The organism is Nonomuraea sp. NPDC049378 (genome assembly GCF_055586745.1).
This window is the reverse complement of sequence record NZ_JBVJHP010000001.1, coordinates 52,922-79,423: the sequence shown is the minus strand read 5'-3', so window position 1 is coordinate 79,423 and position 26,502 is coordinate 52,922. Positions and strand designations below refer to the sequence as shown.

The following is a 26,502-nucleotide window of genomic DNA, read 5'->3' as shown; positions in this document are numbered from 1 at the left end:
GATGAACGTTCACGTGAACGTTAATTCCAGGTTTCGAGGACGCTAACTCGCCCAATTGCGGATGTCAAGGGACCTACGCGGACATTCCGACGAGAGGTCGTGGCTTCGCGCGCCGTGCCCAGCCGCTCAGCGCCGTGCTCAGCGCCGTGCTCAGCGCCGTGTTCAGGGGATCGGGCGGCGGCGGCCGGTGCCGCCGCCCGATCGTCGAGACGTCCGGGTCTCAGTCCCCGGACACCAGACGCGCGGGGAACCCGCCGGTCGCGATGGGCCCCCAGCGCTCGATGTGCAGGCGGATCAGCGACTTGTCCTGGCGCCGCATGGCCGCCCGGTACTCGTCCCAGTCGGGGTGCTCGCCGGCGATGCACCGGTAGTACTCGACCAGCGCCTCCAGGGCCTCCGGCATGTCGAGCACCTCGGCGCGGCCGTCCACCTGGACGTACGGGCCGTTCCAGTCGTCGGACAGCACGCAGATCGACGCCCGCTCGTCACGGCGGGCGTTGCGCGCTTTGGCACGGTCGGGATAGGTGGAGACCACGATCGTGCCGCCCGCGTCGACGCCGCAGGAGACCGGCGAGAGCTGCGGCCGCCCGTCGGCGCGGGTGGTGGACAGCAGGCCGTGATGCCTGGGGCGGAGGAAGTCGAGCAGCTCGGGCAGCTCGACGCGGCGTGCGGTAGCGATGTTCGGAGCCATCTCATGTGCCTTTCGCTCAGCTGAGGTCACGATCCTTTCACCGGCCCGGCCTCCTGGAACGCGGGGCGGGATGCGACCATCGGAGTCGTTGACCACAGAACGATGGGTGATGGCATGACAGGTGAGAACGGCAGGAAGGCCCTTGTGGTGCGGGGAGGCTGGGAGGGGCACGCCCCCGTCGAGGCCACGGAACTCTTCGTGCCCTTCCTGGAGAAGCAGGGATTCGAGGTGGTCAAGGCGGACTCTCCCGCACCGTACGCGGACCCCGCGTTCATGTCCGGCGTCGACCTCGTCGTGCAGTGCTACACCATGGGCACGATCGAGCGGGCCGAGCTGCAGGGGCTGGAGGCCGCGATCCGCGCCGGCACCGGGATGGCGGGCTGGCACGGCGGCATCGCCGACTCCTTCCGTAACTCATCCGACTACCTGCACCTCGTCGGCGGGCAGTTCGCCTGCCACCCGGGCAAGGGCCCGGACGCCGACGACGTGGGCAGGCAGGAGCACTACTTCGTCCCGTACACCGTGAACATGTCGCCCGAGGCGGCCGGCCACCCCATCACCGAGGGCATCGCCGACTTCGACCTCGTCACCGAGCAGTACTGGGTGCTGACGGACGACTACGTCGACGTGCTGGCCACGACCACGCAGCGGGTGCGCCCGTGGGACCCGTGGCACCGCGAGGTGACCTCGCCCGCCATCTGGACCCGCCGGTGGGGGAAGGGCCGGATCTTCGTCGCGACCCCGGGGCACAGCGTCGACGTGCTCCAGCACGACAGCGTACGCACCGTCATCGAAAGGGGCATGGTGTGGGCGAGCCGGTGAACGTGGGCGTCGTCGGGTGCGGCGCGATCTCCGCCCAGTATTTCCGCACCATCGAACGGCTGCCGCAGGTGCGGCTGGTCGCGGTGGCCGACCTCGACCTCGACAGGGCGCGGGAGGCGGTACGGCCCTACCCCGGCACCGACGTGCTGAGCGTGGCCGGGCTGATGGCCGACCCGCGCGTCGACGTCGTGCTCAACCTGACCGTCCCGGCGGCCCATGCCGAGGTCGCGTTGCAGGCCATCGCCGCCGGCAAGGACGTCTACTGCGAGAAGCCCCTGGCCGCGAAAGTGGCCGACGCGGCGCGGGTGCTGCAGGCGGCCGGCGAGGCCGGGGTGCGCGTCGGCTGCGCGCCCGACACGGTGTTAGGGACGGGCACGCAGACCGCGCGCAAGGCGATCGACGACGGCCTGATCGGGCGGCCCGTCGCGGCCACCGCGACGATGATGACGCCGGGTCACGAGCGCTGGCACCCCAACCCCGACTTCTACTACGCCCCCGGCGGCGGCCCGCTGCTCGACATGGGCCCCTACTACATCACCTGCCTGGTGACGCTGCTCGGGCCGGTCGCGACCGTCGTCGGCGCCGCCGGGCGCACCCGGGCCAAACGCACGATCGGCTCGGGCCCCCGGCAGGGCGAGGAGATCCCGGTCAGCGTCGACACCCACGTCACCGGGGTGCTCGTGCACGCGTCAGGGGCGCTGTCCACGCTCGTGATGAGCTTCGACGGGGTCGCGACCAGGTCACCCAACATCGAGGTGCACGGGGAGAAGGGCTCGCTCGTCGTACCCGACCCGAACCACTTCGACGGCGCCGTCCTGGCGTCGGTGCTGGGGGAGGAGGGCTGGCGGGAGCTGCCGGCGGCGGCCGGCTACGTCGAGGCCGGGCGCGGCGTGGGACTGGCGGACCTCGCGTCGGCCGGACTCCACGCGGCCGGCGGCGCGGAGCCGCGCGCGGGCGGATCGCTGGCCTTCCACGTGCTCGACGTCATGGAGTCGCTGCTGGACGCGGCGCGCTCCGGCACGGCGGTGACCATCGCGAGCACCTGCGAACGCCCCCCGCCCGTGGCCCTGCGCTCCCTCGCCGGCGGGCTCGACGGCCTGCCGTAGGCGTGCGACGGTTCGGCCCTCCGTCCCGTCGTGGACGGGACGGAGGGTCTCGGACGGAGGACCGCCCGGCCACCGGCCGCCGGGCCTCCTCGCCTACGCGCGCGAGCAGGTGGTGAGGAACGTGTTCACGATCGAAGAGCCGGGCGCTGGAGGTGCCAGACGACGACGGCGGGGACGCCGTCGATGGCCGCCCGCGCCGCCTCGGGCGCGTGGTCGACCAGGACCCACGGCCACAGGTCCCAGGGGCCCAGGGCCCCCGGCTCCTTCGGCGGATCCTGCGGTTCGGGAACCTCGGCGCCGGGCTCCCGAGGCTCCTCGCAACGGCGCACCTCAAGCCCCGCCCCCAGCGCGGCGCGTACGTAGTCGCCGATCCGGTGGTGGTAGGTGGCCACGCGGGCGGGCCGGTCGTCCGGCAGCCGCAACGACGGGATGATGCCGCGGGCCACGCCCTCCGGGTGGATGTCGGAGAGCACCACGTGCCCGCCCGGGCGCAGCACCCTGGCGAACTCGGCCAGCACCGGATCCAGCGAGGGGACATGGGTGAGCGCCAGGGAACAGACGATCAGGTCGACGGAGGCGTCATCGACCGGCAACCGGTCGAGCGGGCCGAGCCGGAAGTCGCCCTCCGGCACTCGCTCGCGAGCGCGGGCGAGCATGTCGGGGGAGCTGTCGACGCCGATGACCCGGTGGCCGCGACCGGCCAGGGCCGCGGCGACCCTGCCCGTGCCGCACGCGGCGTCCAGGGCGAGGCCCGGCGGCAGCGTGCCGACGATCTCCTCGATGATCGGCTCGTCGTAGGAGAAGGCCGAGTTGGGATCGTCGTACGTGCGGGACCAGATCCGGTAACCCTCGACGGTGTCGACGCGGACGACGTCGACGGCGGCATCGGCCAGTGCCGGATCGTCCAGCAGGCGCCGGATCTCGGCGATGCGCGCCTCGACGAACGCGCGGTCGTGCTCGCCGGTGAAGGAGCGCATCAGAGCCATGCCTTCGAGGCCGAGCACGTAGGCCAGGGGGTTCTCGTACGTCACGGCGACACGCTAGCGACGGGGCGAACGCGCGTGCCAACGCTTTTCCCGCGCACGCGAATGCGCAGGGTGAACGAGGAATAACAGACGGTATATCCGGTAAGGACACCAGCATCCGACATCGGATTCGGGGGGATGAGTGCCGGATACGCCGCCCGGCCGCGCGCCTGACGCGTCCGCGGCACCACGTCACGAGGCCGCGCGACCGAGAACGCGCACCGGCCCACCCGGCCCGCGTCCGGGTCCGTCCGGCCCGCGTCCGGACGCGCGCGGCATCGTGCCGGACGCTCGGGGGAGACGGATCCGATCCCCCGCGGGAGCCGGGGCGCCATGATCGGCGCGTTCTACGAGCACAACCTGCGAGGACGGTACGTCGAGGTCGAGTACGCCGACGGCCGCGTCCGCCCGCTCGCCGCCGAACGCTGGCTGCGGCCCATCGACGGCGACGACGACGTGCTGGACCGGTGCGGCGGCCCCACCCTGGACGTCGGTTCTGGAGCCGGCCGGCTGACCGCGGCGCTCGCCCGCAGGGGCGTCTTCGCCCTCGGCATCGACATCACCCCCCTGGCGGTCGAGCTGACCCGGCGCGCGGGCGGCCTGGCCCTGCTCGGGTGCGTCTTCCAACCCGTTCCCTGCGCCGGGCTGTGGGCCGAGGCACTGCTGGCCGACGGCAACATCGGGATCGGCGGCGATCCCGTGGCGCTGCTGCGGCGCCTGCGGCAGCTGGTCAGGCCGGGCGGGTCCGTGCTCGCCGAGGTGCGCGCGCCGGGTTCGGGGAGCACGGTGGACCGCGTACGGCTGCGCCAGGGTGGCCGCACCGGCGACTGGTTCCGGTGGGCGACCGTCTGCGCCGACGACATCGGCCCGCTCGCCGCAGGCTGCGGCTTCCCCACCGTCGACCTGTGGACCGTCGCCGGCCGCTGGTTCGCCACCTGCACCGGCCCGACACCGTAGCCGGTCTTCCCGGGCAGGGCGAGGCGCCGCGGTGACGCCGGTGGCCCGGCTCCAGCGAGTGGCTGCGGAAGCCGTGACGCTCTCGCTCCGGCGAGTGGTGCGGTGGCGGTGGTGGCCCGGCTCGGGCGGAGTGGTGTGGTGGCGGTGGTGCTCCGGTTCGGGCGGAGTGGTGTGGTGGGGGGTTGGTCCGGCTCAGGCGAGTGGTGCGGTGGCGAACTCCTTCATGCCCTCCGCGAAACGGATCCGCGCCCGGAAGCCGAGCTCCGCGGCGGCCCGGTGCGGCGCGGCCACGATGTGGCGCACGTCGCCCAGCCGGTACTCCCCGGTGGTGACCGGCTCGGGGCCGCCGCGCTGGGCCGCCAGTTCCCCGGCCAGCTCCCCGACGGTGTGCGGCTCCCCGCTCGCGATGTTGTACGCCGCCAGGCACCCCGCCCGGCCACCGGCGAGGGCGGCCACGTTGGCGCCGGCGACGTCGCGGACGTGGACGAAGTCGCGTGTCTGCGCGCCGTCCTCGAACACCCGGGGCGCACGACCGGCCTCCAGCGCCGACCGGAAGATCGCCGCGACCCCCGAGTAGGGGGTGTCCCTGGGCATCCTGGGGCCGTACACGTTGTGGTAGCGGAGGGCGACCGCGGTGCCGCCGGTCTCGCGCGCCCAGTTCGCGGCGAGGTGTTCCTGCGCGAGCTTCGTGGTGGCGTAGGCGTTGCGCGGATCCATCGGCGCGTCCTCGTCGATGGGGGAGCAGCGCACCTGGTCGCCGCAGCGGGGGCAGCACGGCTCGAACGACCCCCGCGCCAGGTCCTCGGCCGAGCGCGGGCCGGGCCGCACCCGGCCGTGCCGCGCGCAGTCGTAGGCGCCCTCGCCGTAGACCACCATGGAGGAGGCCAGCACCAGGCGCCTGACGTCGCGGGCGGCCATCGCGGCCAGCAGCACGGCCGTGCCGTACACGTTGGTCGAGGCGTAGCCGGGCAGGTCGGCCACGTCCACGCCGAGGCCGACCCTGGCCGCCTGGTGCACGACCGCGCCGGCGCCCGCCAGCACCCGGTCGAGCAGTACGGGGTCGCGTACGTCCCCGCCGGAGCGCAGGTCGAGCGGCACGACCTCGTGACCTGACGCCTCCAGCGCCGCCACCACGTGACTGCCGATGAACCCGGCGGCGCCCGTCACCACCACCGTCCGGTCACGGGCGCCGGTCACAACCGCGTCCCGGTCCCGGCGAGCGCGGCGGCGTAACGGGAGTGGGGGGCCAGCGCCGCCACCTCGACCGCGTCCGCCATGGTGTCCACGTCGGTCAGGCACGGCAACGACGCGACGCTCATCCCCGCCTCCTCCATCCGCCGCAGCTGCACCTCTCCGGTGTCCGGCTCCGACATGGGCACGCCGAGCAGCAGCGCGGGGTCGGGGTCGCGCAGCCCGAGCAGCCAGAAGCCGCCGTCGTTCGCGGGGCCGAACACCGCGTCGCGGCCGTCGAGCAGGGCCACGGCCTCGGCCAGCAGGTCCGGGGTGATCTGCGGGGTGTCCATGCCGATCAGCACGACGGGGACGGGCAGCAGCCGGTACGCGTCCTCGAAGGCCGCCGCCAGCCGCTCGTCCAGGCCGCCGCCGCGCTGCGGGAGCACGGTGAATCCTGAGGGCAGCCACGCTCCGGGCGCGCCGTCGAGGGCCAGCACCCGGCGTACGGCGGGCGCCCGGGCGACCGCGCGCAGCGTGTCCTCCAGCGCGGCCCCGGCCACGGCGGCCGCCTCCTCGGAGGTGAGCGGCGGGACGAGCCGGGTCTTGACCTTCCCCGGCACGGGCTCCTTGGCGATCACGACGATCTGCGTCCGGTTCACGCGGTTCCGTCCTGGCGGGTCATGACCCGCCGCATGTCGCCGACGGCCCGCAGGGTGCCGCGTACGGTGCCGGTCACCTTCGACCGGCCGTTGCGGGGCAGGTAGTCGACGTCGACCTCGACGATGCGCCAGCGCGCCGCCCCTGCGCGCAGGACCATCTCCAGCGGGTAGCCGAAGCGCCGGTCGACGATCCCCAGCCGGAGCAGCGCGACGCGCCGGCAGGCGCGCATCGGCCCCAGATCGCGCAGCCGGGCACCGGTACGGCGGCGCAACCGCCTGGCCAGCACGGCGTTGCCCAGCCTGGCGTGCGCCGGCCACGACGCGCCGGGCCGGCGGACCCGGCGACCCAGGACGAGGTCGGCCTCGCCGGCCATGACGGGCCCGCTCACCCGGGGCAGCTGCTCGGGATCCAGCGACGCGTCGGCGTCCATGAAGCACACGACGTCCGAGGTGGCGGCGGCGAGCCCGGCGTGGCAGGCGGCGCCGAACCCGGTCCGCGGCTCGCTCACCACCGTCGCGCCGAGCTCGGCGGCGATCTTCGCTGATCCGTCCGCCGAGCCGTTGTCGACCACGATCGGGTGGAAGCCGTGCGGCATCCGCCCGAGCACCCACGGCAGGGCCGCCGCCTCGTTGAGGCAGGGCAGCACCACGTCGATCTTCATGCCACCGACGCTACGGCGATGTCCCGGTTCGCACCCTTGCGCCGGGTGCCGTCTTTCCGAGAAATGACCAGCCCAGAGCCATCAGGAGAACCGGACGCGGCAGCCGGCCCACCCGCTCCGGCCTCTGAGGCCCGTCCGCGTACACCGTCCGGGCCGGTGGGGGCACCGCGTGGTTCCGGACTCCACCCGTCAGCCCCGCGGCAGGGCCAGGTCGAGCCGTGCGACACGTTCGGGGTCGGAGAGGATGTCGATCGCGGCGATCCTGCCGTCGGCGATGGTGAAGCCGAGAACCGATCGCGGCCGGCCGTCCTCGCTGCTGATCAGCCCGGCCGCCCCGTTCACCAGCACGCGCTGCACGGTGTGGGTGGTCGTGAACCGCTGGAAGTTCGGGGCGTGCCCGGCCACCGCGGCGGCGCCGCTGATCGTCCACGAACCACCCTCGGCGAAGGCGCCCGCGTCGATGCGCAGGACCACGTCGGGATCCAGGACGGCGAGCAGCGCGGCGAAGTCACCGCCGCGAGCGGCCGCCAGGAAGGCGTCGACGACCCGGCGCTGGCGTACGGGGTCGCGGTCGGCCGACGGGATCGTCCCCCGTACCCGCTGTCTGGCCCGGCTGGCCAGCTTCTTGGCCGTGTCGGGGGAGCGGTCCACGATCGTGGCGATCTGCTCGAACGGCACCGCGAACATGTCGTGCAGCACGAAAGCCAGCCGTTCAGCCGGGCGCAGCGAGTCCAGCACCACCTGCAGCGCCAGGCCGACGGCGTCGGCGATCAGCGCCTCCTGCTCGGGGTCGCCTCCGTCCTCGGGGCTGACGACCGGATCGGGCAGCCGGTGCTCCAGAGGCGCCTCGCGGCGCGCGGCGCGTGCGCGCAGCATGTCCAGGCAGACCCGGCCGACCACCGTGGTGAGCCAGCCGCCCAGGTTGCCGATCGCGCCGGAGTCCGTACGGCTGAGCCGCAGCCACGCCTCCTGCACCGCGTCGTCGGCCTCGGTGAGAGAGCCGAGCATCCGGTACGCCACCGCCTTCAGGTGGGTGCGGTGTTCTGCGAATCGTCCGGCCAGGAACTCGTCAGCGTCCACGGTCACATCATCCTTCGATCAGGGTCGTTCCCTTCCTTGACGGAACGGGCCCGGCGAAGGTGACGGATTCGGCGAATCCTCATGTGTGCCCGTACGGCAGGAACGCGTGAGCGGGAGGGGAAGACCATGATCGCCCGCATCTCGACACGTGACCCGCGGCGCGCCGTCCCCCTCTCAGGCCGCCTTCGCGGCGGCGAGGAGGGCGGCGTACCCGGCGACCCTGGCGCCGAGGTGCTGGGCGGTGCGCAGGTCGGAGTCGTGCATCAGGTCGGGCCCTTCGTCGATGTTGGACTGGGCGGCCGCGCCGAGCCAGACACCGAGCCGGTTGAGGTCGTGCTCGGAGGCGGTGCCGGCGTTCCATCCGGACTTCAGGCCGAGGCCGACCCAGAGCATGCCGTGCTGCGCGGCCAGCAGGGCGAGGTATTCGAGCGTGTGCAGCTTGTCGCCGCTCATCGATCCGGAGTTGGTGAACCCGGCCGCCAGCTTGCCCTCCCACGCCTGGTCCTGCCAGCGGCTGACCGAGTCGCGGGCGAAGGTGTGGAAGTCAGGGCTGGCCGAGCCCATGTAGGTGGGCGTGCCGAAGACGATCGCGTCGGCCGCGTCGAGAATCGACCACTGCGCCTCCGTGATGCCGTTCACCGGCACCGTCTCGGCCTTGACGCCGGCCACCGCCGTCGCCCCGGTGCGCACCGCTTCGGCCAGCCGCGCCGTGTGCCCGTACCCGCTGTGGTAGGCCACCGCCACAAGAGTCATCATGTTCTCCTCAATGTCCTCATGCCGACAGCCTGGCGCGGCGGCCGTCCCGGGCGAACCGGCCGTTCGGGTGGTCCGCGCCCACCCGAACGGGTGGCCGTTGCCGCGGACGGCCGGGCTAATCTGAACGCCATGGCCGATGAGTCGTGGTCGGGCGCCATGTCCGCGGTGCTGGACGTGCTGCGGGCGCCGTTCGACGAGATCCTGCCGCGGTTGTCACGCGTGCTGGCGACCGTGCTGCCGCATGACGGGCTGGCCCTGCTCGCCGGCGACTGCGTGCTCATGTCTCCGCTGCTGACCCACGGCCTCGACGAGGTGACCGCCGATGAGATGGAGCCGCTGCTCGGCCGGGTCGACGTGCGCACGCCGTGGCTCGGGCGGCTCCGGTTGGGCGGTGAGCCGCGCCAGGTGCTGGCGGTCGCGGTCAGGCCGCCCGAGTCACGAAGTGGCATGGCCGCCATCGTCCTCGGCGACGACGCCGAGCCCTCGCCCGCCGTGCGCGGCCTCGTCCAGCAGCTCGTGGAGGTCGCCGTCCTGCACCTCGCCGACCTGGTCACCGGCGCCGAACGTGTCGGCGCGCTCACGGCGGTCCCCGACACCGATCTGGCCGACGCGCACGCCGCCACGCTCACCGCGCTGCTCGGGGTGCTGCGCTCGCGCAGGCTCGACGACGCCGCGGCCCGCCGTACCGCCATCGAGCTGGCCGTACCCGCGCTGATCGAGACGCGCAACGGCGGCGAGCGGGAGGCCGGAGAGGAGCGCGCGGGCGAGGCGTTCGGCATCCTCACCGACAAGCTGTCGCTGCTCACCCGGTACGACGCCATCGCCCTCGACCTGGTGGCGCCCGAGCCGCCGGGCCGTCCCCTGCCGGGGGTGGTGGCGCGCGCCGCCAGATCCGTGGCGCTCGGCGCGGTGCTGGCCATGCTCCAGCAGGGCGGGGTGAGCCGGATCAGGGTGTCCTGGCAGGTGGCGGATCTCGTGCTGCGGGTGACGGTGCGCGACGACGGGCCGGGCACGATCGCCGCCGACGCGCTGCCGGTCCACCGGCTCCGCGACCGCCTGGCCGGGCTGGGCGGGGTGCTGGAGGCCGACCCGGTTCCCGGCTGGGGCACGACGATCGTCGCGTCCGTCCCGATCGCCGCCGGGCCGCCCGCGGCCCCGCTGGACGCGCTGAACCCCAGGGAGCACGACGTCCTCGACGAGTTGGCGCTGGGCCGTCGCAACCGCGCGATCGCCGAGCGGCTGGGCATCAGCGAGAACACCGTCAAGTTCCACGTGGCCAACATCCTCGGCAAGCTCGGCGTCACCACCCGGGGAGAGGCCGCCGCCCTGGCCCGAGGGCTCCGGCGCACCGGCTGACCTGCGACCCCACGGGCTCGCGACCTCCTCCATCCCGTAATTACCAATAAAATTGGTAGGAAATATTGATTTAAGGGTGGGGCGTGCCTATCGTGAGGAGGACTTGATCTCCTGTCGCACGTCGAAGGGCCATGCCGGATGCCTGTTCCCTCCCTGTCGCGCCCCGCGCTCGCCATGCTCCTGCTCGCCGCTCTGACCGCGTGTGCCCAGGCCGGCGCGGGAGAGCGGCCGGCGGCGGCGCTCCCGGCGGACGCGCCGCTGCCGAGCTCCGTTCCCAAGGGCACCAAGCTGATCATCGGTGACCCCTCGACCAAGGTCGCGCTCCAGCTCTCGGGTGAGATCGACGCGTTCTCGTTCGCCATCGAATGGGCCAACATCAGCGGCGGCCCGCAGACCAGCGAGGCGTTCCGGGCGGAGGCGCTCGACGTCGGCGCGGTCGCGGACATCCCGCCCGTCCACGCGACCTGGACCGGGCTGTCCGTGAAGATCGTCGCCGCGAAGTTCCGCAAGGACCCGCTGAACCACCCGATCTACGAGCTCGGCATCGCGCCGGGGGCGAACGTGAAGACCCTGGCCGACCTGCGCGGCAAGAAGATCGCCTTCAGCCCCGGCCAGGCGCAGGGCGCCCTGATGCTCAGGGTCCTGAAGCGGGCTGGGCTGACCAAGGACGACGTCACCCTGGTCGAGCTGCCGAGCACCGGCGACGTCTACCCGAACGCGCTGGCCTCCCGGCAGGTGGACGTGGCCCCGATCGGCGGCGTCAACATCAAGCGGTACCTCACGAAGTTCGGCAAGGACGGCGCCACCACCGTCCGCCACGGCCTGCGCGACGACCCGGCCCACCTGTACGTGCGCCGGCAGGTGCTGGAGGACCCGGCGAAGGCCGCCGCGCTGCGCGAGTACGTCGCCGCCTGGGCGCGCGCCACCCGCTGGACCTACGAGCACCCCAGGGAATGGATCGACGGCTACTACGTCAAGGACCAGGGCCTGTCCGCCGCCGACGGCCGATATCTGGTCGACCAGGCGGGCGAGCCCGAGATCCCGGCAGACTGGTCGCAGGTCGTCGCCCGGCACCAGGAGACCATCGACCTCCTGGCCGAGGAGACCGGCAACCCGCCGCTGAAGGCCCAGGACCTGTACGACTCGCGCTTCCAGACGGTCGGCGCCGACGCGGTCAAGGACGGTGCCTGATGACGCTCGTCACCTCCCGCCCGGCGAGCGCCGCACCGCGCCCGCGTGCCCGCCGCCGCCTGCGTCCCGGCCGGCGGATCAGGCTCGGGTTCCTGCTCGGCCCGTTCCTGCTGCTCGCGCTCTGGGCCGCCGCCTCGGCCACGGGCCGGCTCGACCCCCGCTTCCTGTCCGCTCCGTGGACCGTGGTCGCCACCGCGTACGACCTGGTCGGTACCGGCCGGCTGCAGGACCACCTGCTCGCCTCGGTCCAGCGGGTCGTGCTGGGGCTGGCGATCGGCATCCCGCTCGGCACGCTGCTCGCGCTGGTGTCCGGGCTGAGCCGCTGGGGTGAAGCCCTGATCGACGGCCCCGTCCAGCTCAAGCGGGCCATCCCGTCGCTCGCGGTGATGCCGCTGCTGATCCTCTGGCTGGGCATCGGCGAGGTGATGAAGGTGACGGTCATCGCCGTCGGCGTGCTCGTGCCGATCTACATCCACACCCACAACGGCCTGCGCGCCATCGACAGCCGCTACGTCGAGCTGGCCGAGACGGTCGGCCTCGGGCGTGGCGCGTTCGTGCGGAAGGTGGTGCTGCCGGGCGCGCTGCCCGGGTTCCTGCTCGGGCTGCGGTTCGCCGTCATGACGGCCTGGCTCTACCTGGTCGTGGCCGAGCTGATCAACGCCACCAGCGGCATCGGCTACATGATGGACCTGGCGCGCACGTACGGGCAGACCGACGTCATCCTCGTCGGGCTCGTCCTGTACGGCCTGCTGGGCCTCTTCTCCGACGCCGGGGTCAAGCTCGTCGAGAGGAGGGCGCTGTCGTGGCGACGGACGTTGGCGAGCTGATCCGCGTCGAGGGCCTGACCCGCCACTACGGCTCGCGGGCCATCCTGGACGGGCTGGACCTGGAGATCGCGCCAGGAGAGTTCGTGGCGCTGCTCGGGCAGAGCGGGTCGGGGAAGAGCACGTTGTTGCGGGCGCTGGCCGGGCTGGACTTCGACGTGGCGGGCGACGGGCTGATCGAGGTGCCGGCGCAGGTGTCGGTCGTCTTCCAGGACGCCAGGCTGCTGCCTTGGCAGCGGGTGCTGGACAACGTCGTGCTCGGCCTCGACGGCGCGGTGGAGCGCGGCCGGGAGAGCCTGGCCGAGGTGGGCCTGGCCGGGCGGGAACGCGCCTGGCCCAACGAGCTGTCGGGCGGCGAGCAGCAGCGGGTGGCGCTGGCCCGGTCGCTGGTGCGCGAGCCCAGGCTGCTGCTCGCCGACGAGCCCTTCGGCGCGCTCGACGCCCTGACCAGGCTCAGGATGCACGGGCTGCTGCGCCGCCTGGTCGAGCAGCACCGGCCCGCCGTGCTCCTCGTGACCCACGACGTGGACGAGGCGATCGCGCTGGCCGATCGCGTTCTCGTGCTCGACAGGGGCCGGATCGCGGCGGAGCAGCGGCTCGGCGCCGGCGCGGGCGCCGGCCAGATCCGCGCCGAGCTGCTGCGGGCCCTCGGCGTGACCGCGGAACGCGGGTGAGGCGGCCCGCGCGCTCCTGACGGACGGGCACGGCGTCAGGCCGGCGGGCCGGAGGGCCCCGGCCTGGCCAGCAGCGGCATGACGGCCTGGTCGATGTACTCGTCGATCTGCTCGTCGTCGGGTGACGTGCCGTGGTGCATGAAGTGCTGCAGCAGCAGGCCGCTTCCGACCAGCACCGGGATGGCGGAGGCCGACCCGGCGGTGATCTCCCCGCGGGCGGCGGCCTGGCGCAGCAGCTCCAGCATGGCCCGCTGGCGGGGACGGACGAGCCTCTCCATGACGGCCTCGGCGACCGCAGGGTGCCGCCGCCGCTCCGCCACCAGGGTCATCAGGACGTCGCCGGCCTGCCCGGCGAGGGAGCGGGCCATCATGCGGGACGCGGCACGGAAGTCCTCGCGGATCCTGCCGGTGCTCTCATGCCCTTCCGTCGAGGGCAGGACGTGCTCCAGCGCGTCGATGGCGAGGTCTTCCTTGCTGGGCCAGTAGCGGTAGACCGAGGTCTTGGCCGCGCCGGCTCTCAGGGCCACCCCTTCGATGGAGACATCGCCGTAGCCATGCTCCACCAGCTCGTCGAGCATCGCCTGCCGGATGGCCTGGCGCATGGCCTCGCGGCCGCGACGCTTGGCGCGGGGCGGGCTTTCCTCGTCGCTCACCCTGCCCACTATAGCAACGCTTGCGTATCTATACGCCGAGTCGTAGCGTCTTATAGATACGACACCGTTTCTACAGAGGGAAGAGAGCGACATGGACGATGCGTATTCCCGCTACGCGACGCTTCGCGAGGCCGGTCCCGTGCACCGTGTCGCCACGCCGCTGGGCGGCGAGGCGTACATGATCACCCGATACGAGGAGGCCCGCGCGGCGCTGCACGACCAGCGGCTGTCCAAACACCCCAAGAACGCCCCTGGCTTCCTGCGCGACTCGGGGCTCGTCACCGAGGCGGCGGGACCCGTCGGCGTCAACATGTTGTCGAGCGACCCGCCCGACCACACCCGCCTGCGCCGGGTCGTCGGCAGGGCGTTCACGCCGAGACGCGTGGAGGCGCTGCGCCCGCGCATCCAGCAGATCACCGACGACCTGCTCGACGCGCTGCCCACGGGGGAGGAGATCGACCTCATCGACCGGTTCGCCTTCCAGCTCCCGATCACCGTGATCTGCGAGATGCTCGGCGTCCCCGTCGAGGACCGCGACAGGTTCCGTGCCTGGACCCGCGCCATGACCCTCGTCGTCTCGACGCCTGACGAGAGGCGGCGGCGTGAGGAAGGCATGGCGGCGCTGGAGGTCTACCTGTCCGGCCTGATCGAGCGGTGCAGGAGCGGCGTCGACCGCGAGGTGCCGCACGAGGACCAGCCCGACCTGCTCAGCGCTCTGATCGTGGCCGCGGACGAACGGGGCGAGCTCGACGAGGACGAACTGCGCGGCACGCTCATGCTGCTGCTCATCGCCGGGCACGAGACCACGGTCAACCTCATCGGCAACGGCACGCTCGCCCTGCTCCGCAACCGGGACCAGCTCGACGCGCTCATCGCCGACCCCGGGCTGCTGCCTTCGGCCGTGGAGGAGTTGCTGCGCTATGACAGCCCGGTCGAGAACGCCACGTTCCGCTTCACCCTGGAGGACGTCGAGCTCGGCGGCTTCACGATCCCCGCGGGAAACCTGGTTCTGGTCTCCTTGGCCGGGGCCGACCGCGATCCCCTGCGCTTCGACCGCCCGGGCGAGCTCGACCTGGCCAGGGGGGACAACCCGCATCTGGCGTTCGGGCACGGCATGCACTTCTGTCTCGGGGCGCCGCTGGCCAGGCTGGAAGGCATGGTGGCCTTCGCGTCCCTGTTCGGGCGCTTCCCCGGGATCCGGCTGGCGTGCCCGGCGGAGCAGCTCCGGTTGCGTTACCAGAGCCCTCTGGTGATCGTCCGCGGGCTGGAGGCGCTGCCCGTGGTGCTCGAACGCTGACCGGCCCACCGCCCCTCCCCCCAGAGGGGGCGGTGGCCGCAGGGACCTCTGTGCAGGCAGTTTGTGCTGTGGCGGGTAGCGCGTGCTCATATGAGCAAATTTCGGCTCATGTGTTGCTGCCAGGTGAACGGGCGACTTAGCGTGCGTTACCACGTCACATACGGAGGTCCCTATGCGTGGATTCCGGCTGTTCAAAATGCCTGTCCTCCTTCTTTCCGCCATCGCCCTGGCCGCGTGCTCGGTGTCGACCACCCCCGGCGGGTCCACCGCCGACGCCGGCCAGGAGGCCGGCGACGGCCCGCTCGTCATCGGCTTCAGCCAGGCGACCCAGCAGTCCCCGTTCTACGTGCAGCTGCGCGAAGGAGCCGAAGCCGCCGCCGAGAAGGCCGGCGCCACGCTCCACTTCGCGGACGCGGGCGGGGACGTCACCAAGCAGAACAACGACGTCCAGGACCTCATCACCCGGCAGGTCGACGTCCTGCTCATCAACCCGGTCGACCCGCAGGGCGTGCAGCCCGGCCTCGCCGCCGCCAAGGCCGCCGGAGTGTCGGTGGTGACCGTGGACCGGCCGGTCGCCGAGGGCGCGGTCGCCCACGTCGGGCGCGACAACAAGGCGATGGGCGAGCTCGTCGGCAAGCGCCTCAGCGAGCAGCTCGGCGCCAAGGGCGGCACCGTCATCGAGATCAAGGGAGACGCGGGCGGCGCCGTGGCACGCGACCGCAGCGCCGGATTCCACGAGGCCGTCAAATCCAACCCGAAGATCAAGATCGTGGAGGGGCCGTACGCGGACTACGTCCGGGCCAAGGCCGTCACGGCCATGCAGGACCTGCTCCAGGTCAACCCCGGCGTGGCCGCCGTCTACGCGCACAACGACGACATGGCGCTCGGCGCGCTGAAGGTGCTCAACGAGAGCGGCAAGAGCAAGGTCCTCGTCGCCGGCGTGGACGGGCTCATGGAGGCGGTCAAGGAGATCGCCGGCGGCGGGCAGTACGTCGCCACGGCGCTCAACGACCCCATCTCGCTCGGCTCGAAGGCCGTGGAGACGGTGCTCAAGGTCGGCAAGGGCGAGAAGGTCGAGCCCTCCATCGACGCGGGTACCGAGCTGATCGACCCGGACAACGCGGCCCAGTACACCGGGTCCGGAGAGTTCGCCCAGGCGCGCGAGCAGTGACGACCGGCGAATACCAGGAAGGCGGAGACATGACCATGCAGGCCGCAGTGCTCCACGCGCCCGGGGACATCCGGGTGGAGCAGGTGCCCGTACCCGAGCCCGGCCCCGGCGAGGCGCTCGTCCGCGTCGCCGCCTGCGGGGTGTGCGGATCGGACATCCCGCGCATGTTGTCCGCGGGGGCGTACCACTTCCCGATCATCTGCGGCCACGAGTTCTCGGGTCACGTGGTCCGGATGGGCGAACGCCTGGCCGCCACGGGGCGCGTGCGCGAGGGCGACCTGGTCACCGTGCCCCCGCTCATCCCGTGCCACGCCTGCGCGCCGTGCAGCCAGGGGCACTTCAGCCTGTGCCAGAACTACGGCTACTTCGGCAGCCGCAGGGACGGCGCGTACGCCCAGTACGTCACCGTCCCCGACGAGAACCTCATGGTGTTGCCCGCCGACCTCGACCCGAGGGCGGCGGCCATGCTGGACCCGGCGGCGATCGCCCTGCACGCCCTGTGGCGGACGAAGATGCGCGGCGGCCACCGGGTCGCGGTCGTCGGCGCCGGCCCCATCGGGCTGTTCGCCGTGCAGTGGGCGCGCATCGCCGGCGCCGCCGAGGTGCTCGTGATCGAGCTGAACGAGCAGAAGGCCGCCATGGCGACGGAGGCGGGCGCCACGCACACCGCCACCAGTTCCGAGGCCGCCGCCGACCTGGTCGGCGAGGGGTACGACGTGGTCGTCGAGTCCGCGGGCGTGCCGGCCACCGTCGACCAGGCGGTGGCGCTGACGGCCCGGCACGGCGAGGCGGTGTTCATCGGCATCCCGCACGAGCCCGTGGTGCTGCCCAAGGCCACGTTCAGCTCCTTCCTGCGCCGCGAGGTCACGCTGCACGGCGCGTGGAACTCCTTCTCGGCGCCGTTCCCCGGCGAGGAGTGGCGGGAGGCGGCCAGGTTGCTCGCCTCCGGCGAGCTGGCCTGGAAGTTCATGATCACGCATGAGCTGGGGCTGGAGGCGCTGCCCGAGACCATGGCCGGACTCGGGGAACGTTCCATCTTCAGCTCCAAGGTGCTCTTCCTGCCGAACGAGGAGTGACGATGAGCGCTTTCCTCGCCCTCGACCTCGGCACGGAGGGCGCTCGCGCGGCGGTCTACACCGTGGAGGGCACGCAGGCCGGGACGGGTGACGACGCCTACCCGACCAGCTTCCCCCGGCCCGGCTGGGCCGAGCAGGACCCGGAGCACTGGTGGCGGGCGAGCGTCCGCGCCGCCCGCGCGGCGCTCGCCGAGGCGGGGAACCCGGAGATCGCCGGGGTCGCGGTGGCCACCACGGCCTCCACGGTGGCCGTCCTCGACCGGAACGGGCGCCCCCTGCGGCCCGCCCTGCTCTGGATGGACGGCCGGGCCGGCGAGGAGTCGGCGCTGACCGCGCGCAGCGGCCACCCGGTGCTCCGCTACTCGGGCGGCTCGGACGCGGTGGAATGGCTGGTGCCCAAGGCCATGTGGCTGGCCCGCCACGAGCCCGAGACCTACCGCCGGGCCGCGCGCATCACCGAGGCGGTCGACTACATGGTGTGGCGGCTCACCGGGCGGTGGGCGGGATCGCGGATGAACGCGGTCTGCAAGAGCAACTACGACCCGCGCGGCGCCGGGTTCCCGCACGACCTGTACGAGCAGCTCGGCGTCGGCGACCTGGCCGGCAAGCTGCCGGACGAGATCGTCCCCGTCGGCGACCCGATCGGGCCCGTCGGCGCCGAGGCCCGCGAGGAGCTGGGGATCACCGGCCCGGCCGTCGTCGCGTCCGGCGGGATCGACGCGCACCTGTCGCTGCTGGCCGTCGGCGGCGCGCCCGAGGGCCGGGTGTCGATCGTCTGCGGCACGTCCAACGCGTTCGTCACGGAGATCGCCGAACCGGTCTTCCCGCCCACCGTGTGGGGGCCGTACCCGGACGCGCTGCGCACCGGGCGCTGGCTCGTCGAGGGCGGCCAGGTGAGCGCGGGCTCGGTGCTGGCCTGGGCGGGGGAGCGGCTCATGGGACGGCCGCGAGCCGAGATCGGCGGGCTCATCGAGGCCGCGTCGGCGCTGCCGCCGGTCGATCACGGCCTGATCGTCCTCGACTACTTCATGGGCAACCGCACGCCCCTGCGCGATCCGCTGCTGCGCGGGGCGGTGCTCGGGCTGACCCTGGCCAGCTCGCCCGAGCAGGTCTACCGGGCCGCCGTGGAGGGCGTCGCGTACGGCACCAGGCAGGTCATCGACTCGTTCACCGAGGGCGGGATCGGCGTGGAGGAGATCTTCCTGTCCGGCGGAATCCGGCACAACGAGCTGTGGCTCCAGACGACCGCCGACGTGCTCGGCCGGCCGGTCAGCCTGGTCGCGGGCGACAACCTGACGTTGCGCGCCTGCTCGGTGATCGCCTCGGTCGGCGCCGGGCGGCACGCCTCGCTCGCCGAGGCGGCGGCCGAGTACGCGCCGCGCACCCGCACCATCGAGCCGATCCCCGAGCACCGGGACGCCTACCGGCAGGGCTATGCCGACTACCGGGCGGCCACCGAGGCCACCACGCCGCTCGCGCACCGCATGAACGCGCCGGAACGGAGGCAGGACCCATGACCGTCCCTGCCGACTACGACGACCAGCTCTACGAGGTCGCCATCCGCTACTACGAAGGCGGCGAGACCCAGGAACAGATCGCCCACGCCCTGCACCTGACCCGCTGGAAGGTGGGCAGGATGCTGGCCGAGGCGCGCCAGGCCGGGATCGTCCGGATCGAGGTGCTGCACCCGAGGTCCCGGGTGCGTGCCCTGGAACAGTCGCTCAAGGAGCGCTGCGGGCTGCGGGACGCGGTCGTGGTGGCCGGCGGCGGCAACAGCGGCGCGGAGGACCTGCGCGACCGGGTCGCCGCGGCCGGCGCCGACCATCTCATGGCGATGCGGCCCACACCCCGGCTGATCGGCGTGTCGTGGGGGCGCACGCTCGACCGGCTGGCCGGCGGGCTCAAACCCGGATGGGCCACCGGCGTCAACGTCGTGCAGATCAACGGCGCGCTCAGCCGGTCGCGGCAGCCGACCAGCGCGCACAGCATGGCGAGCCTGATCGCCCATCACGGCGGCGGCACCGCCACGCTGCTGCCCGCCCCGGCGATCCTGGAGCAGCAGAGCACCCGGGCCGTGCTGGAGAGCGACCGGGCCGTCTCCGACGTGCTCGCCCTCGCCACCCGGGCCGACCTGTTCCTGTTCAGCCCCGGCGGCATGGGCAGCGACTCCGTGCTGGTCGACTCCGGCCAGATCGACGCCGGCCACCTGTCCAGGCTCGCGGAGGCCGGCGCGGTGGGCGACGTGCTGGGCCGCTTCATCGACGGCGACGGCCGCATCGTGGACCCCGGCCTGGACGGGCGCACCCTCGGCCTGTCACTGGACGTCCTGCGCGCGTCCACCGCCTCCGTCGCGCTCGTCAGCGGCGAGGCCAAGCACGCGGTGTGCCGGGCCGTCGTGGCGAGCCGCCTCTGCGACGTGCTGATCACCGACGATCAGAGCGCGACGTACCTGCTGGACACGTGGAAGGAGGGCGCATGACGGACGAGCGGCTGCGGATGTCGGGGATCGTCAAACGGTTCCCCGGCACGGTCGCCCTGGACGGCGTGGAGCTGACCGTACGGGCCGGCGAGGTGCACTGCCTGCTGGGCGAGAACGGCGCGGGCAAGAGCACGCTGATGAAGATCCTGTCCGGCTCCTACCGTCCGGACGAGGGGACGATCCTGCTGGACGGCGAGCCGTTCAGCCCTTCGACCCCGCACGCCGGGCTGGCCGCCGGCGTCGCCGTCATCTACCAGGAGCTCGACCTGCTGCCCGACCTCACCGTGGCGCAGAACCTGCTGCTGGGCCGCTCGCCCCGGCTCGGCCCGTTCGTCCGCAGGGCGCGGCGGGCGAGGCTGGCCCGCCAGGCGCTCGACCGGGTCGGCGCGCGCTTCCCCGTGACCACCCGCGTCAGGGACCTGCCCATCGCGGCCCAGCAGCTCACCGCCATCGCCAAGGCGCTGACCGCCGACGCGCGGGTGATCGTCATGGACGAGCCGTCCGCCACGCTCGGCGAGAGCGAGCTGGCGGCGGTGTTCGGCGTCATCCGGTCGCTCACGGAGGAAGGACGCTCGGTCATCTTCATCTCGCACCGGCTCGACGAGGTCAAGGAGATCGGCGACCGCGCCACCGTGCTGCGCGACGGCCGGACAGCGGGCGTCTACGACCTGGCCTCGACCACGCAGGACGAGATCGTGGCCGCGATGATCGGCGAGGCCAAGGAGCTCGTGCGCCCCGCCGGTCATCCCGCCCCCGAGGGCGAGCCGCTGCTGGTCGTCGACCGGGTCCACGTGCCGGGGCTGCTCGACGTGCGCGACGTCGAGGTGCGCCCCGGCGAGGTCGTCGGGCTGGCCGGACTGGGCGGCGCGGGCCGTACCACGCTGCTGCGGGCGCTCTTCGGCGACCTGAAGGCGCACGTCACCGCCCGGCTGGACGGCCGGCCGCTCAGGGCGGGCAACCCGGCCGCCGCGGTGCGCGCCGGCCTCGCGCTGGTGCCCGAGAGCCGCAAGGAACAGGGTCTGATGCTGGGCCTCTCGGTGGGCCGCAACGCGGCGATCGCGGCCCTCGGCCGGCCACCGTGGCTGCTGCCCGGGCGGCTCGGGCGGCGCCTGGCCGCACCCGCGCTGGCCGGGCTCGGCGTCAAGACCGCGGGGCAGGGCCAGGTCGTCGGCCAGCTGTCCGGCGGCAACCAGCAGAAGGTCGTGCTGGCCAAGTGGATCACCAGGGGCGGGATCAGGGTCCTGCTGCTGGATGAGCCCACCCGCGGGCTCGACGTCGGCGCCAAGGCCGACCTCTACCGCCAGGTACGCGACCTCGCCGGCCAGGGCGTGGCGGTCCTGCTCGCCAGCAGCGAGCTCAACGAGCTGACCGCCAACGCCGACCGCATCCAGGTCCTGTACGAGGGCCGCAACATCACCCGTTTCGACCCGAGGGTCAGCCCGGAGAGCGCCATAGCGCACGCCGTCATCACAGGAGCGACACCATGACCACCTCGATCGGATCCTCGGTGGCCGCGTCCGCCGAGCAGGCCGGCGGCGCCCGGTCGCGGCGCGGCGCCGACCTGATCGTCAAGTCCAACCTGCTGCTGGTCTTCCTCGCGTTGTGCGTGGTCGCGACGCTGTTGGCCCCGCAGTTCCTCACCGGCCGCAACATCGCCAACCTGCTGCAGCAGTCGTCGCTCACCGGGATCGTCGCCATCGGCATGACCATGGTGGTGCTGACCGCGGGCATCGACCTGTCGGTCGGCAGCGTGGCCGCCTTCGGCGGGATGACGGTCGCCATCCTCATGACCTCGGGCGTGCCCGTGCTCCCGGCGATCCTGCTCAGCGTGCTGGCCGGCGCAGTGTTCGGCGCGATCATGGGCGGGCTGTCGGCGTACCTGGCGTTGCCGGCCTTCATGACCACGCTCGCCGGGCTCACCGCGATCCGCGGGCTCACGTACCTGCTGACCGACGGCAAGCCCGCGGAGGCGGCGGGGGCGGAGTCGTTCCAGCTGCTCGGCGGCGGGTTCGTCGGCTACGTCCCGATCGTCGGGATCATCTTCGTGGCGATCACGATCCTCGCCGCCGTGGTGCTGCGCGGCACCACCTTCGGCGAGTACGTCTACGCCGTCGGCAGCAACAAGGAGGCCGCGCGGCTGTCGGGGCTGCCGGTGCGCGGCGTGATCACCACCGTGTTCGCGGTGTCCGGCGCGCTGGCGGCGCTCGCGGGCGTGCTGCTCACCTCGCGGCTGACCGTCGGCCAGCCCACCGCGTTCAACGGGCTGGAGCTGGACGCCATCGCGGCCGTCGTCCTCGGCGGCACCAACCTGTTCGGCGGCAGGGGCGGGGTGTTCGGCACCTTCGTGGCGGTGCTGCTGCTGTCGGTGCTGCGCAACCTGTGCAACCTGCTCGGCCTGGGCTCCTTCTTCCAGATGGTGGTGACCGGCCTGATCCTGCTGGTCGCCCTCGTACTCAACATGCTGATCGAAAGGCGTGGCGCCCGTGCCTGACACCCTTCCACCCGGCTCGTTGCGGGCCTGCCTGCACGGGCTGCCCGGCGTCGACGAGGTGGGCGTGCGCCGCCGCGCCGCCGACCTGGCCACCCGGTCGATCAAGACCACGGCCAAGCGCCAGGCGATCGACCTGGCCATCCGCATGGTCGACCTGACCACGCTCGAAGGGGCCGACACCCCCGGCAAGGTCCGCGCCCTGGCGGCCAAGGCCATGCGGCCCGACCCGGCCGACCACACCGCGCCCCCGGTCGCCGCGGTCTGCGTCTATCCCGACATGATCCCGGTGGCCGCACCCGTCCTGGCGGGCAGCGGCGTGGGGCTCGCCTCGGTCGCCACCGGCTTCCCCGCCGGGCGCACGTCGCTGGAGGTGAAGCTGGCCGACACGCGTACGGCGGTCGCCGCCGGAGCCACCGAGATCGACATGGTCATCGACAGGGGCGCGTTCCTCGCCGGCGACTACCGCAAGGTCTTCGACGAGATCGTGGCGGTCAAGGAGTGCTGCGGCCCAGCGCACCTGAAGGTCATCCTCGAGACCGGCGAGCTCGTCACCTACGACAACGTACGCCGGGCGTCCTGGCTCGCGCTGCACGCCGGGGCCGACTTCATCAAGACCTCCACCGGCAAGGTCGCGCCCGCCGCCACCCTGCCGGTCACCCTGGTCATGCTGGAGGCGGTCAGGGACTACCGGGCCGCCGCGGGACGGCAGGCCGGGGTGAAGCCGGCCGGCGGCATCCGCACCACCAAGGACGCGATCCGCTACCTGGTTCTGGTCAAGGAGGTGGCCGGGGAGAGCTGGCTGGACCCTGCGCTGTTCCGGCTCGGCGCCTCGACGCTGCTGAACGACCTGCTCATGCAGCGCGCCAAGCTCGACACCGGGCACTACGCAGGGCCCGACTACTACACGATCGACTGAGGGGACCCGTGGAGATCTTCGACTACGCGCCCGCGCCGGAATCACGGTCGATCGTGACGATCCGGCCGGCGTACGACCTGTTCATCGACGGCGAGTTCACCGAGGCCAAGAGCGACGAGCGGATCGTGACGGTCAACCCGGCCGACGAGGAGCCGCTCGCCGAGGTGGCCGCGGCGTCCGAGGCCGACGTGGACCGCGCCTTCGCCGCCGCCCGCCGGGCCCACGAACGGGTGTGGTCGCCGCTGCCCGGCGCGGAGCGCGGCAAATACCTGTTCAGGATCGCGCGCATCATCCAGGAACGCGCCCGCGAGCTGGCCGTGCTCGAATCGCTCGACAACGGCAAGCCCGTCAAGGAGACCCGCGACGTGGACCTTCCCCTGGTCGCGGCGCACTTCTTCTACCACGCGGGCTGGGCGGACAAGCTCGCGCACGCCGGGCTCGGCCCCTCACCGCGCCCGCTCGGCGTGGCCGCGCAGGTCATCCCCTGGAACTTCCCGCTGCTGATGCTCGCGTGGAAGGTCGCGCCCGCGCTGGCGACCGGCAACACGGTGGTGCTCAAGCCCGCCGAGACCACCCCGCTGACGGCCCTGGCGTTCGCGGAGATCTGCCAGGAGGCGGAGCTGCCGCCCGGCGTGGTCAACATCGTGACCGGCGCGGGCGGCACCGGCCGGGCCGTGGTCGCCCACCCGGACGCGGACAAGGTGGCCTTCACCGGCTCGACCGGCGTCGGCAAGGAGATCGCCCGCGCCGTGGCGGGCACCGGCAAGCGGCTCACCCTGGAGCTGGGCGGCAAGGGCGCCAACATCGTGTACGACGACGCGGCGATCGACCAGGCCGTGGAGGGCATCGTCTCCGGGATCTTCTTCAACCAGGGCCACGTGTGCTGCGCGGGCTCCCGCCTGCTGGTCCAGGAGTCGATCGCCGAGGAACTGCTGGCCAGGCTGCGGGCCAGGATCGAGCGGCTGCGGCTCGGCGACCCGCTCGACAAGAACACCGACATCGGCGCGATCAACTCGGCCGCGCAGCTCGCCAGGATCCGCGACCTGGCCGCCGCCGGCGAGGCGGAGGGCGCGAGCGGCTGGTCGCCCGCGTGCCCGATCCCGGAGCGCGGCTACTGGTTCCCGCCCACCGTGTTCACCGGCGTCACGCAGGCGCACAGGATCGCCCGCGAGGAGATCTTCGGCCCGGTGCTGTCGGTGCTCACCTTCCGCACCCCCGAGGAGGCCGTCGCCAAGGCGAACAACACGCCGTACGGGCTGTCCGCCGGGGTGTGGACGGAGAAGGGCTCCCGCATGTTGTGGACCGCGAGCCGGCTGCGCGCCGGCGTCGTGTGGTCCAACACCTTCAACGTGTTCGATCCCGCCAGCCCGTTCGGCGGCTACAAGGAGTCCGGTTACGGCCGCGAGGGCGGCCGGCACGGGCTGGAGGCATACCTTGGCTGACAGGACCGCTTCCGCGCCGGCCCGCGTGGCCGTGCGCAGGACGTACAAGCTCTATCTCGGCGGGGCGTTCCCGCGTTCGGAATCAGGCAGGTCGTACCCGGTGACATCCTCCCGCGGAGTCCACCTCGCCAACGCCGCCCTGGCGTCGCGCAAGGACGTGCGCGACGCCGTCGTGGCGGCGCGCAAGGCCTTTCCCGGCTGGTCCGGCCGCACCGCCTACAACCGCGGCCAGATCCTCTACCGGATCGCCGAGATGATGGAGGGGCGGCGCGCCCAGTTCGCCGCCGAGGTGGCCGCCGCCCAGGGCATGAGCGAGGCGCGGGCCCAGGGGGTGGTGTCCGCCGCGATCGACCGCTGGGTCTACTACGCCGGCTGGGCCGACAAGCTCGGCCAGGTCCTCGGGGCGGCCAACCCGGTGTCGGGCCCCTACTTCAACCACTCCCAGCCCGAGCCGGCCGGGGTCGCGGGCGTCCTCGCGCCCGACGGCTCCCCGCTGCTCGGCCTGGTCGCGGTGCTCGCGCCGGTGATCACCGCGGGCAACACGGCGGTGCTGGTGGCGAGCGAGCGGGCGCCGCTGCCCGCCGTCACGCTCGCCGAGGCGCTGGCCACCTCCGACCTGCCGGGCGGCGTCGTCAACGTCCTGACCGGCCGGCTCGGCGAGCTGGCGCCGCCGCTGGCCGGGCACGCCGACGTGAACGCCCTGGACCTGGCAGGGGCGGGCGGCCTGGCCGCCGAGCTGGAGGAGCTGGCGGCGGGCACGCTCAAGCGGGTCGTACGGCCGGGCCGCCACGACGACTGGTCCGCCGCCGACCCCGGCGTGGCCCGCATCCGGCCCTTCGTGGAGACGAAGACCGTCTGGCACCCGATGGGTCTCTGACGGGTACCCGGCCGGGCGGCCGTGACGGCCGGTCCGGAGGCGGCGGTCAGCTGGAATGGTCAATGGTGATCACGACGTTGCCGATTTTCCGGCCGGAGTCGACATAACGGTGCGCCTCGACGATGTCGGCCAGCGGATATCGCCGGTCGATGACCGGGGTGAAACGGCCGGACTCGATCAGGTCGCGGAAATACAGGGCCGTTTCCCGGTCGTTTCTCGGCAGGGGCATGAGCACTTTCCTGCCGCCGAGCGGCCGGGTGACGAGCGGGAGGAACACGTTCTGCCACAACGGGCCGACGTCGGAGGCGGCGTAAACGCCACGCGGTTTCAGCAGCCGGCGGCAGCGGCCGAACGTGCTCTTGCCGACCGCGTCGATCACGACGTCGTACCTCTCCGTGTCGCGGGTGAAGTCGACGGCGGTGCGGTCGATGACCCGGTCGGCGCCCAGACCGCGTACCAGCTCCATGGTCCGCGTGTCGCAGACCGCCGTCACGACGGCCCCGCGGGCCTTCAGCAACTGGACCGCGGCCGAGCCGATGGCGCCGGTCGCGCCGTGGACCAGGACGTCGTGGCCCTCCCTGACCTGCGCGGCCGTGATGATGGACAGCGCGTAGTGAGAACCCTCGGTGCTGGGAGCGGCCTCGTCGTAGCCCAGGCCGTCGGGGATGGTGGCGAGCGTGCCGTCCGCGGAGATGGTCATGTACTCGGCGTGGGCGCCGAACGTGGCGTCGTTGTAGCCGAACACCCGCTCGCCGACCTCGAAAGCGGTGACCTCGTCGCCGACGGCCGCTATCTCCCCGGCGAACTCGTTGCCGAGAACGCGCATCCTTGGCCGGAAGAAACCCGCGAAGAATCTCCAGAGGAACGGCTTGGCGGCGCGTAACGCGCAGTCGGTGCGATTGACCGTGGTCGCGTGCACCCTGACGAGCAGCTCGTCCGGCTTGACCTCGGGTTTTTCCACCTCGATCACGCTGACCACGTCGGGCGAGCCGTACCGTAATCGCACCGCGGCTTTCATGCCTGGATTGTAGCCGCCGCCCCGGCGCGGGGGGGGGGGGGGGGGGGGGGGGGGGGAAGGGAGGGGGGGGGGGGGGGGAGGAAGGAGGCCTCACCCGAGTAGGGCG

General features: G+C 72.8%; 26 protein-coding genes. 17 read left to right on the top strand and 9 right to left on the bottom strand.

The window, feature by feature from the left end; translation table 11 throughout:
- Positions 1-220: 220 nt before the first annotated feature.
- On the bottom strand, positions 221-691 hold the full coding sequence (locus ACZ6SA_RS00320) for a PPOX class F420-dependent oxidoreductase (RefSeq protein ID WP_347642206.1): 471 nt from the start codon (positions 689-691) through the stop codon (positions 221-223).
- Positions 692-805: 114 nt separating this feature from the next.
- On the opposite strand from ACZ6SA_RS00320, the gene ACZ6SA_RS00315 reads away from it, so the two are divergent.
- Together ACZ6SA_RS00315 and ACZ6SA_RS00310 are read left to right on the top strand one after the other, a co-directional pair.
- On the top strand, positions 806-1,513 hold the full coding sequence (locus tag ACZ6SA_RS00315) for a ThuA domain-containing protein (protein ID WP_347642207.1): 708 nt from the start codon (positions 806-808) through the stop codon (positions 1,511-1,513).
- Positions 1,498-2,619 (top strand): Gfo/Idh/MocA family protein, encoded by a 1,122-nt coding sequence (locus ACZ6SA_RS00310; RefSeq protein ID WP_465825770.1) that lies wholly within the window; start codon positions 1,498-1,500, stop codon positions 2,617-2,619. Before ACZ6SA_RS00315 ends, ACZ6SA_RS00310 begins: the two co-directional genes overlap by 16 nt.
- Positions 2,620-2,744: 125 nt before the next feature.
- Here ACZ6SA_RS00310 and ACZ6SA_RS00305 read toward each other — a convergent pair whose 3' ends face one another.
- Positions 2,745-3,650, bottom strand: a complete 906-nt coding sequence (locus tag ACZ6SA_RS00305; protein WP_465825768.1) for a class I SAM-dependent methyltransferase — start codon at positions 3,648-3,650, stop codon at positions 2,745-2,747.
- A 327-nt stretch (positions 3,651-3,977) separates the two neighbouring features.
- Between ACZ6SA_RS00305 and ACZ6SA_RS00300 the strand changes: the two genes are divergently transcribed.
- Positions 3,978-4,601, top strand: coding sequence for a class I SAM-dependent methyltransferase (locus tag ACZ6SA_RS00300; RefSeq protein ID WP_347642210.1), 624 nt, complete (start codon positions 3,978-3,980; stop codon positions 4,599-4,601).
- 192 nt (positions 4,602-4,793) lie between these two features.
- On the opposite strand, the gene ACZ6SA_RS00295 is transcribed toward ACZ6SA_RS00300, so the two are convergent.
- From ACZ6SA_RS00295 to ACZ6SA_RS00275, 5 genes are all read right to left on the bottom strand, one after another.
- Positions 4,794-5,798: an NAD-dependent epimerase/dehydratase family protein gene (locus ACZ6SA_RS00295; protein ID WP_465825767.1), complete on the bottom strand. Its 1,005-nt coding sequence runs from the start codon at positions 5,796-5,798 to the stop codon at positions 4,794-4,796.
- Positions 5,795-6,433 carry a TIGR04282 family arsenosugar biosynthesis glycosyltransferase gene (locus ACZ6SA_RS00290; RefSeq protein WP_465825765.1) on the bottom strand — a complete coding sequence of 213 codons (639 nt, stop codon included), beginning with the start codon at positions 6,431-6,433 and terminating at the stop codon, positions 5,795-5,797. The genes ACZ6SA_RS00295 and ACZ6SA_RS00290 overlap by 4 nt, the downstream gene beginning before the upstream one ends.
- On the bottom strand, positions 6,430-7,095 hold the full coding sequence (locus ACZ6SA_RS00285) for a glycosyltransferase family 2 protein (protein ID WP_347642213.1): 666 nt from the start codon (positions 7,093-7,095) through the stop codon (positions 6,430-6,432). Before ACZ6SA_RS00285 ends, ACZ6SA_RS00290 begins: the two co-directional genes overlap by 4 nt.
- 189 nt (positions 7,096-7,284) lie before the next feature.
- Positions 7,285-8,175, bottom strand: coding sequence for a sigma-70 family RNA polymerase sigma factor (locus tag ACZ6SA_RS00280; protein WP_347642214.1), 891 nt, complete (start codon positions 8,173-8,175; stop codon positions 7,285-7,287).
- Between the two features lie 174 nt (positions 8,176-8,349).
- Positions 8,350-8,931 (bottom strand): flavodoxin family protein, encoded by a 582-nt coding sequence (locus ACZ6SA_RS00275; RefSeq protein ID WP_347642215.1) that lies wholly within the window; start codon positions 8,929-8,931, stop codon positions 8,350-8,352.
- A 129-nt stretch (positions 8,932-9,060) separates the two neighbouring features.
- Between ACZ6SA_RS00275 and ACZ6SA_RS00270 the strand changes: the two genes are divergently transcribed.
- The 4 genes from ACZ6SA_RS00270 to ACZ6SA_RS00255 all read left to right on the top strand — a co-directional run bounded on the left by ACZ6SA_RS00270 (position 9,061) and on the right by ACZ6SA_RS00255 (position 12,976).
- Positions 9,061-10,287, top strand: coding sequence for a helix-turn-helix transcriptional regulator (locus tag ACZ6SA_RS00270; RefSeq protein ID WP_465825763.1), 1,227 nt, complete (start codon positions 9,061-9,063; stop codon positions 10,285-10,287).
- A gap of 138 nt (positions 10,288-10,425) precedes the next feature.
- Complete coding sequence (locus ACZ6SA_RS00265) at positions 10,426-11,478, top strand: ABC transporter substrate-binding protein (RefSeq protein WP_347642217.1); 1,053 nt, start codon at positions 10,426-10,428, stop codon at positions 11,476-11,478.
- On the top strand, positions 11,478-12,305 hold the full coding sequence (locus tag ACZ6SA_RS00260; protein WP_347642218.1) for an ABC transporter permease: 828 nt from the start codon (positions 11,478-11,480) through the stop codon (positions 12,303-12,305). Before ACZ6SA_RS00265 ends, ACZ6SA_RS00260 begins: the two co-directional genes overlap by 1 nt.
- Positions 12,281-12,976, top strand: coding sequence for an ABC transporter ATP-binding protein (locus ACZ6SA_RS00255; RefSeq protein ID WP_347642219.1), 696 nt, complete (start codon positions 12,281-12,283; stop codon positions 12,974-12,976). Before ACZ6SA_RS00260 ends, ACZ6SA_RS00255 begins: the two co-directional genes overlap by 25 nt.
- Positions 12,977-13,011: 35 nt before the next feature.
- Here the strand turns inward: ACZ6SA_RS00255 and ACZ6SA_RS00250 are convergent, their stop codons facing one another.
- On the bottom strand, positions 13,012-13,629 hold the full coding sequence (locus ACZ6SA_RS00250; RefSeq protein ID WP_347642220.1) for a TetR/AcrR family transcriptional regulator: 618 nt from the start codon (positions 13,627-13,629) through the stop codon (positions 13,012-13,014).
- A gap of 91 nt (positions 13,630-13,720) precedes the next feature.
- On the opposite strand from ACZ6SA_RS00250, the gene ACZ6SA_RS00245 reads away from it, so the two are divergent.
- The 10 genes from ACZ6SA_RS00245 to ACZ6SA_RS00200 all read left to right on the top strand — a co-directional run bounded on the left by ACZ6SA_RS00245 (position 13,721) and on the right by ACZ6SA_RS00200 (position 25,378).
- A complete protein-coding gene (locus tag ACZ6SA_RS00245; protein ID WP_347642221.1) occupies positions 13,721-14,926 on the top strand; it encodes a cytochrome P450 family protein in 1,206 nt (401 codons plus the stop codon).
- Positions 14,927-15,122: 196 nt separating this feature from the next.
- Complete coding sequence (locus ACZ6SA_RS00240) at positions 15,123-16,097, top strand: substrate-binding domain-containing protein (protein WP_465825759.1); 975 nt, start codon at positions 15,123-15,125, stop codon at positions 16,095-16,097.
- 29 nt (positions 16,098-16,126) lie between these two features.
- On the top strand, positions 16,127-17,173 hold the full coding sequence (locus ACZ6SA_RS00235; protein WP_347642223.1) for a galactitol-1-phosphate 5-dehydrogenase: 1,047 nt from the start codon (positions 16,127-16,129) through the stop codon (positions 17,171-17,173).
- Positions 17,174-17,175: 2 nt separating this feature from the next.
- Complete coding sequence (locus ACZ6SA_RS00230; protein ID WP_347642224.1) at positions 17,176-18,690, top strand: FGGY-family carbohydrate kinase; 1,515 nt, start codon at positions 17,176-17,178, stop codon at positions 18,688-18,690.
- Positions 18,687-19,652: a sugar-binding transcriptional regulator gene (locus ACZ6SA_RS00225; protein ID WP_465825756.1), complete on the top strand. Its 966-nt coding sequence runs from the start codon at positions 18,687-18,689 to the stop codon at positions 19,650-19,652. Before ACZ6SA_RS00230 ends, ACZ6SA_RS00225 begins: the two co-directional genes overlap by 4 nt.
- Positions 19,649-21,139: a sugar ABC transporter ATP-binding protein gene (locus tag ACZ6SA_RS00220; protein ID WP_465825754.1), complete on the top strand. Its 1,491-nt coding sequence runs from the start codon at positions 19,649-19,651 to the stop codon at positions 21,137-21,139. The genes ACZ6SA_RS00225 and ACZ6SA_RS00220 overlap by 4 nt, the downstream gene beginning before the upstream one ends.
- Complete coding sequence (locus tag ACZ6SA_RS00215) at positions 21,136-22,143, top strand: ABC transporter permease (RefSeq protein WP_347642227.1); 1,008 nt, start codon at positions 21,136-21,138, stop codon at positions 22,141-22,143. Before ACZ6SA_RS00220 ends, ACZ6SA_RS00215 begins: the two co-directional genes overlap by 4 nt.
- The gene (gene deoC, locus ACZ6SA_RS00210) at positions 22,136-23,059 is read left to right on the top strand and encodes a deoxyribose-phosphate aldolase (protein ID WP_347642228.1); all 924 of its coding nucleotides are present in this window, start codon (positions 22,136-22,138) and stop codon (positions 23,057-23,059) included. The genes ACZ6SA_RS00215 and deoC overlap by 8 nt, the downstream gene beginning before the upstream one ends.
- Positions 23,060-23,073: 14 nt before the next feature.
- The gene (locus tag ACZ6SA_RS00205) at positions 23,074-24,501 is read left to right on the top strand and encodes an aldehyde dehydrogenase family protein (protein ID WP_347643123.1); all 1,428 of its coding nucleotides are present in this window, start codon (positions 23,074-23,076) and stop codon (positions 24,499-24,501) included.
- The gene (locus tag ACZ6SA_RS00200) at positions 24,494-25,378 is read left to right on the top strand and encodes an aldehyde dehydrogenase family protein (protein ID WP_465825751.1); all 885 of its coding nucleotides are present in this window, start codon (positions 24,494-24,496) and stop codon (positions 25,376-25,378) included. Before ACZ6SA_RS00205 ends, ACZ6SA_RS00200 begins: the two co-directional genes overlap by 8 nt.
- Positions 25,379-25,424: 46 nt before the next feature.
- Here the strand turns inward: ACZ6SA_RS00200 and ACZ6SA_RS00195 are convergent, their stop codons facing one another.
- Positions 25,425-26,396 (bottom strand): NAD(P)-dependent alcohol dehydrogenase, encoded by a 972-nt coding sequence (locus ACZ6SA_RS00195; RefSeq protein ID WP_465825749.1) that lies wholly within the window; start codon positions 26,394-26,396, stop codon positions 25,425-25,427.
- Positions 26,397-26,502 lie beyond the last annotated feature (106 nt).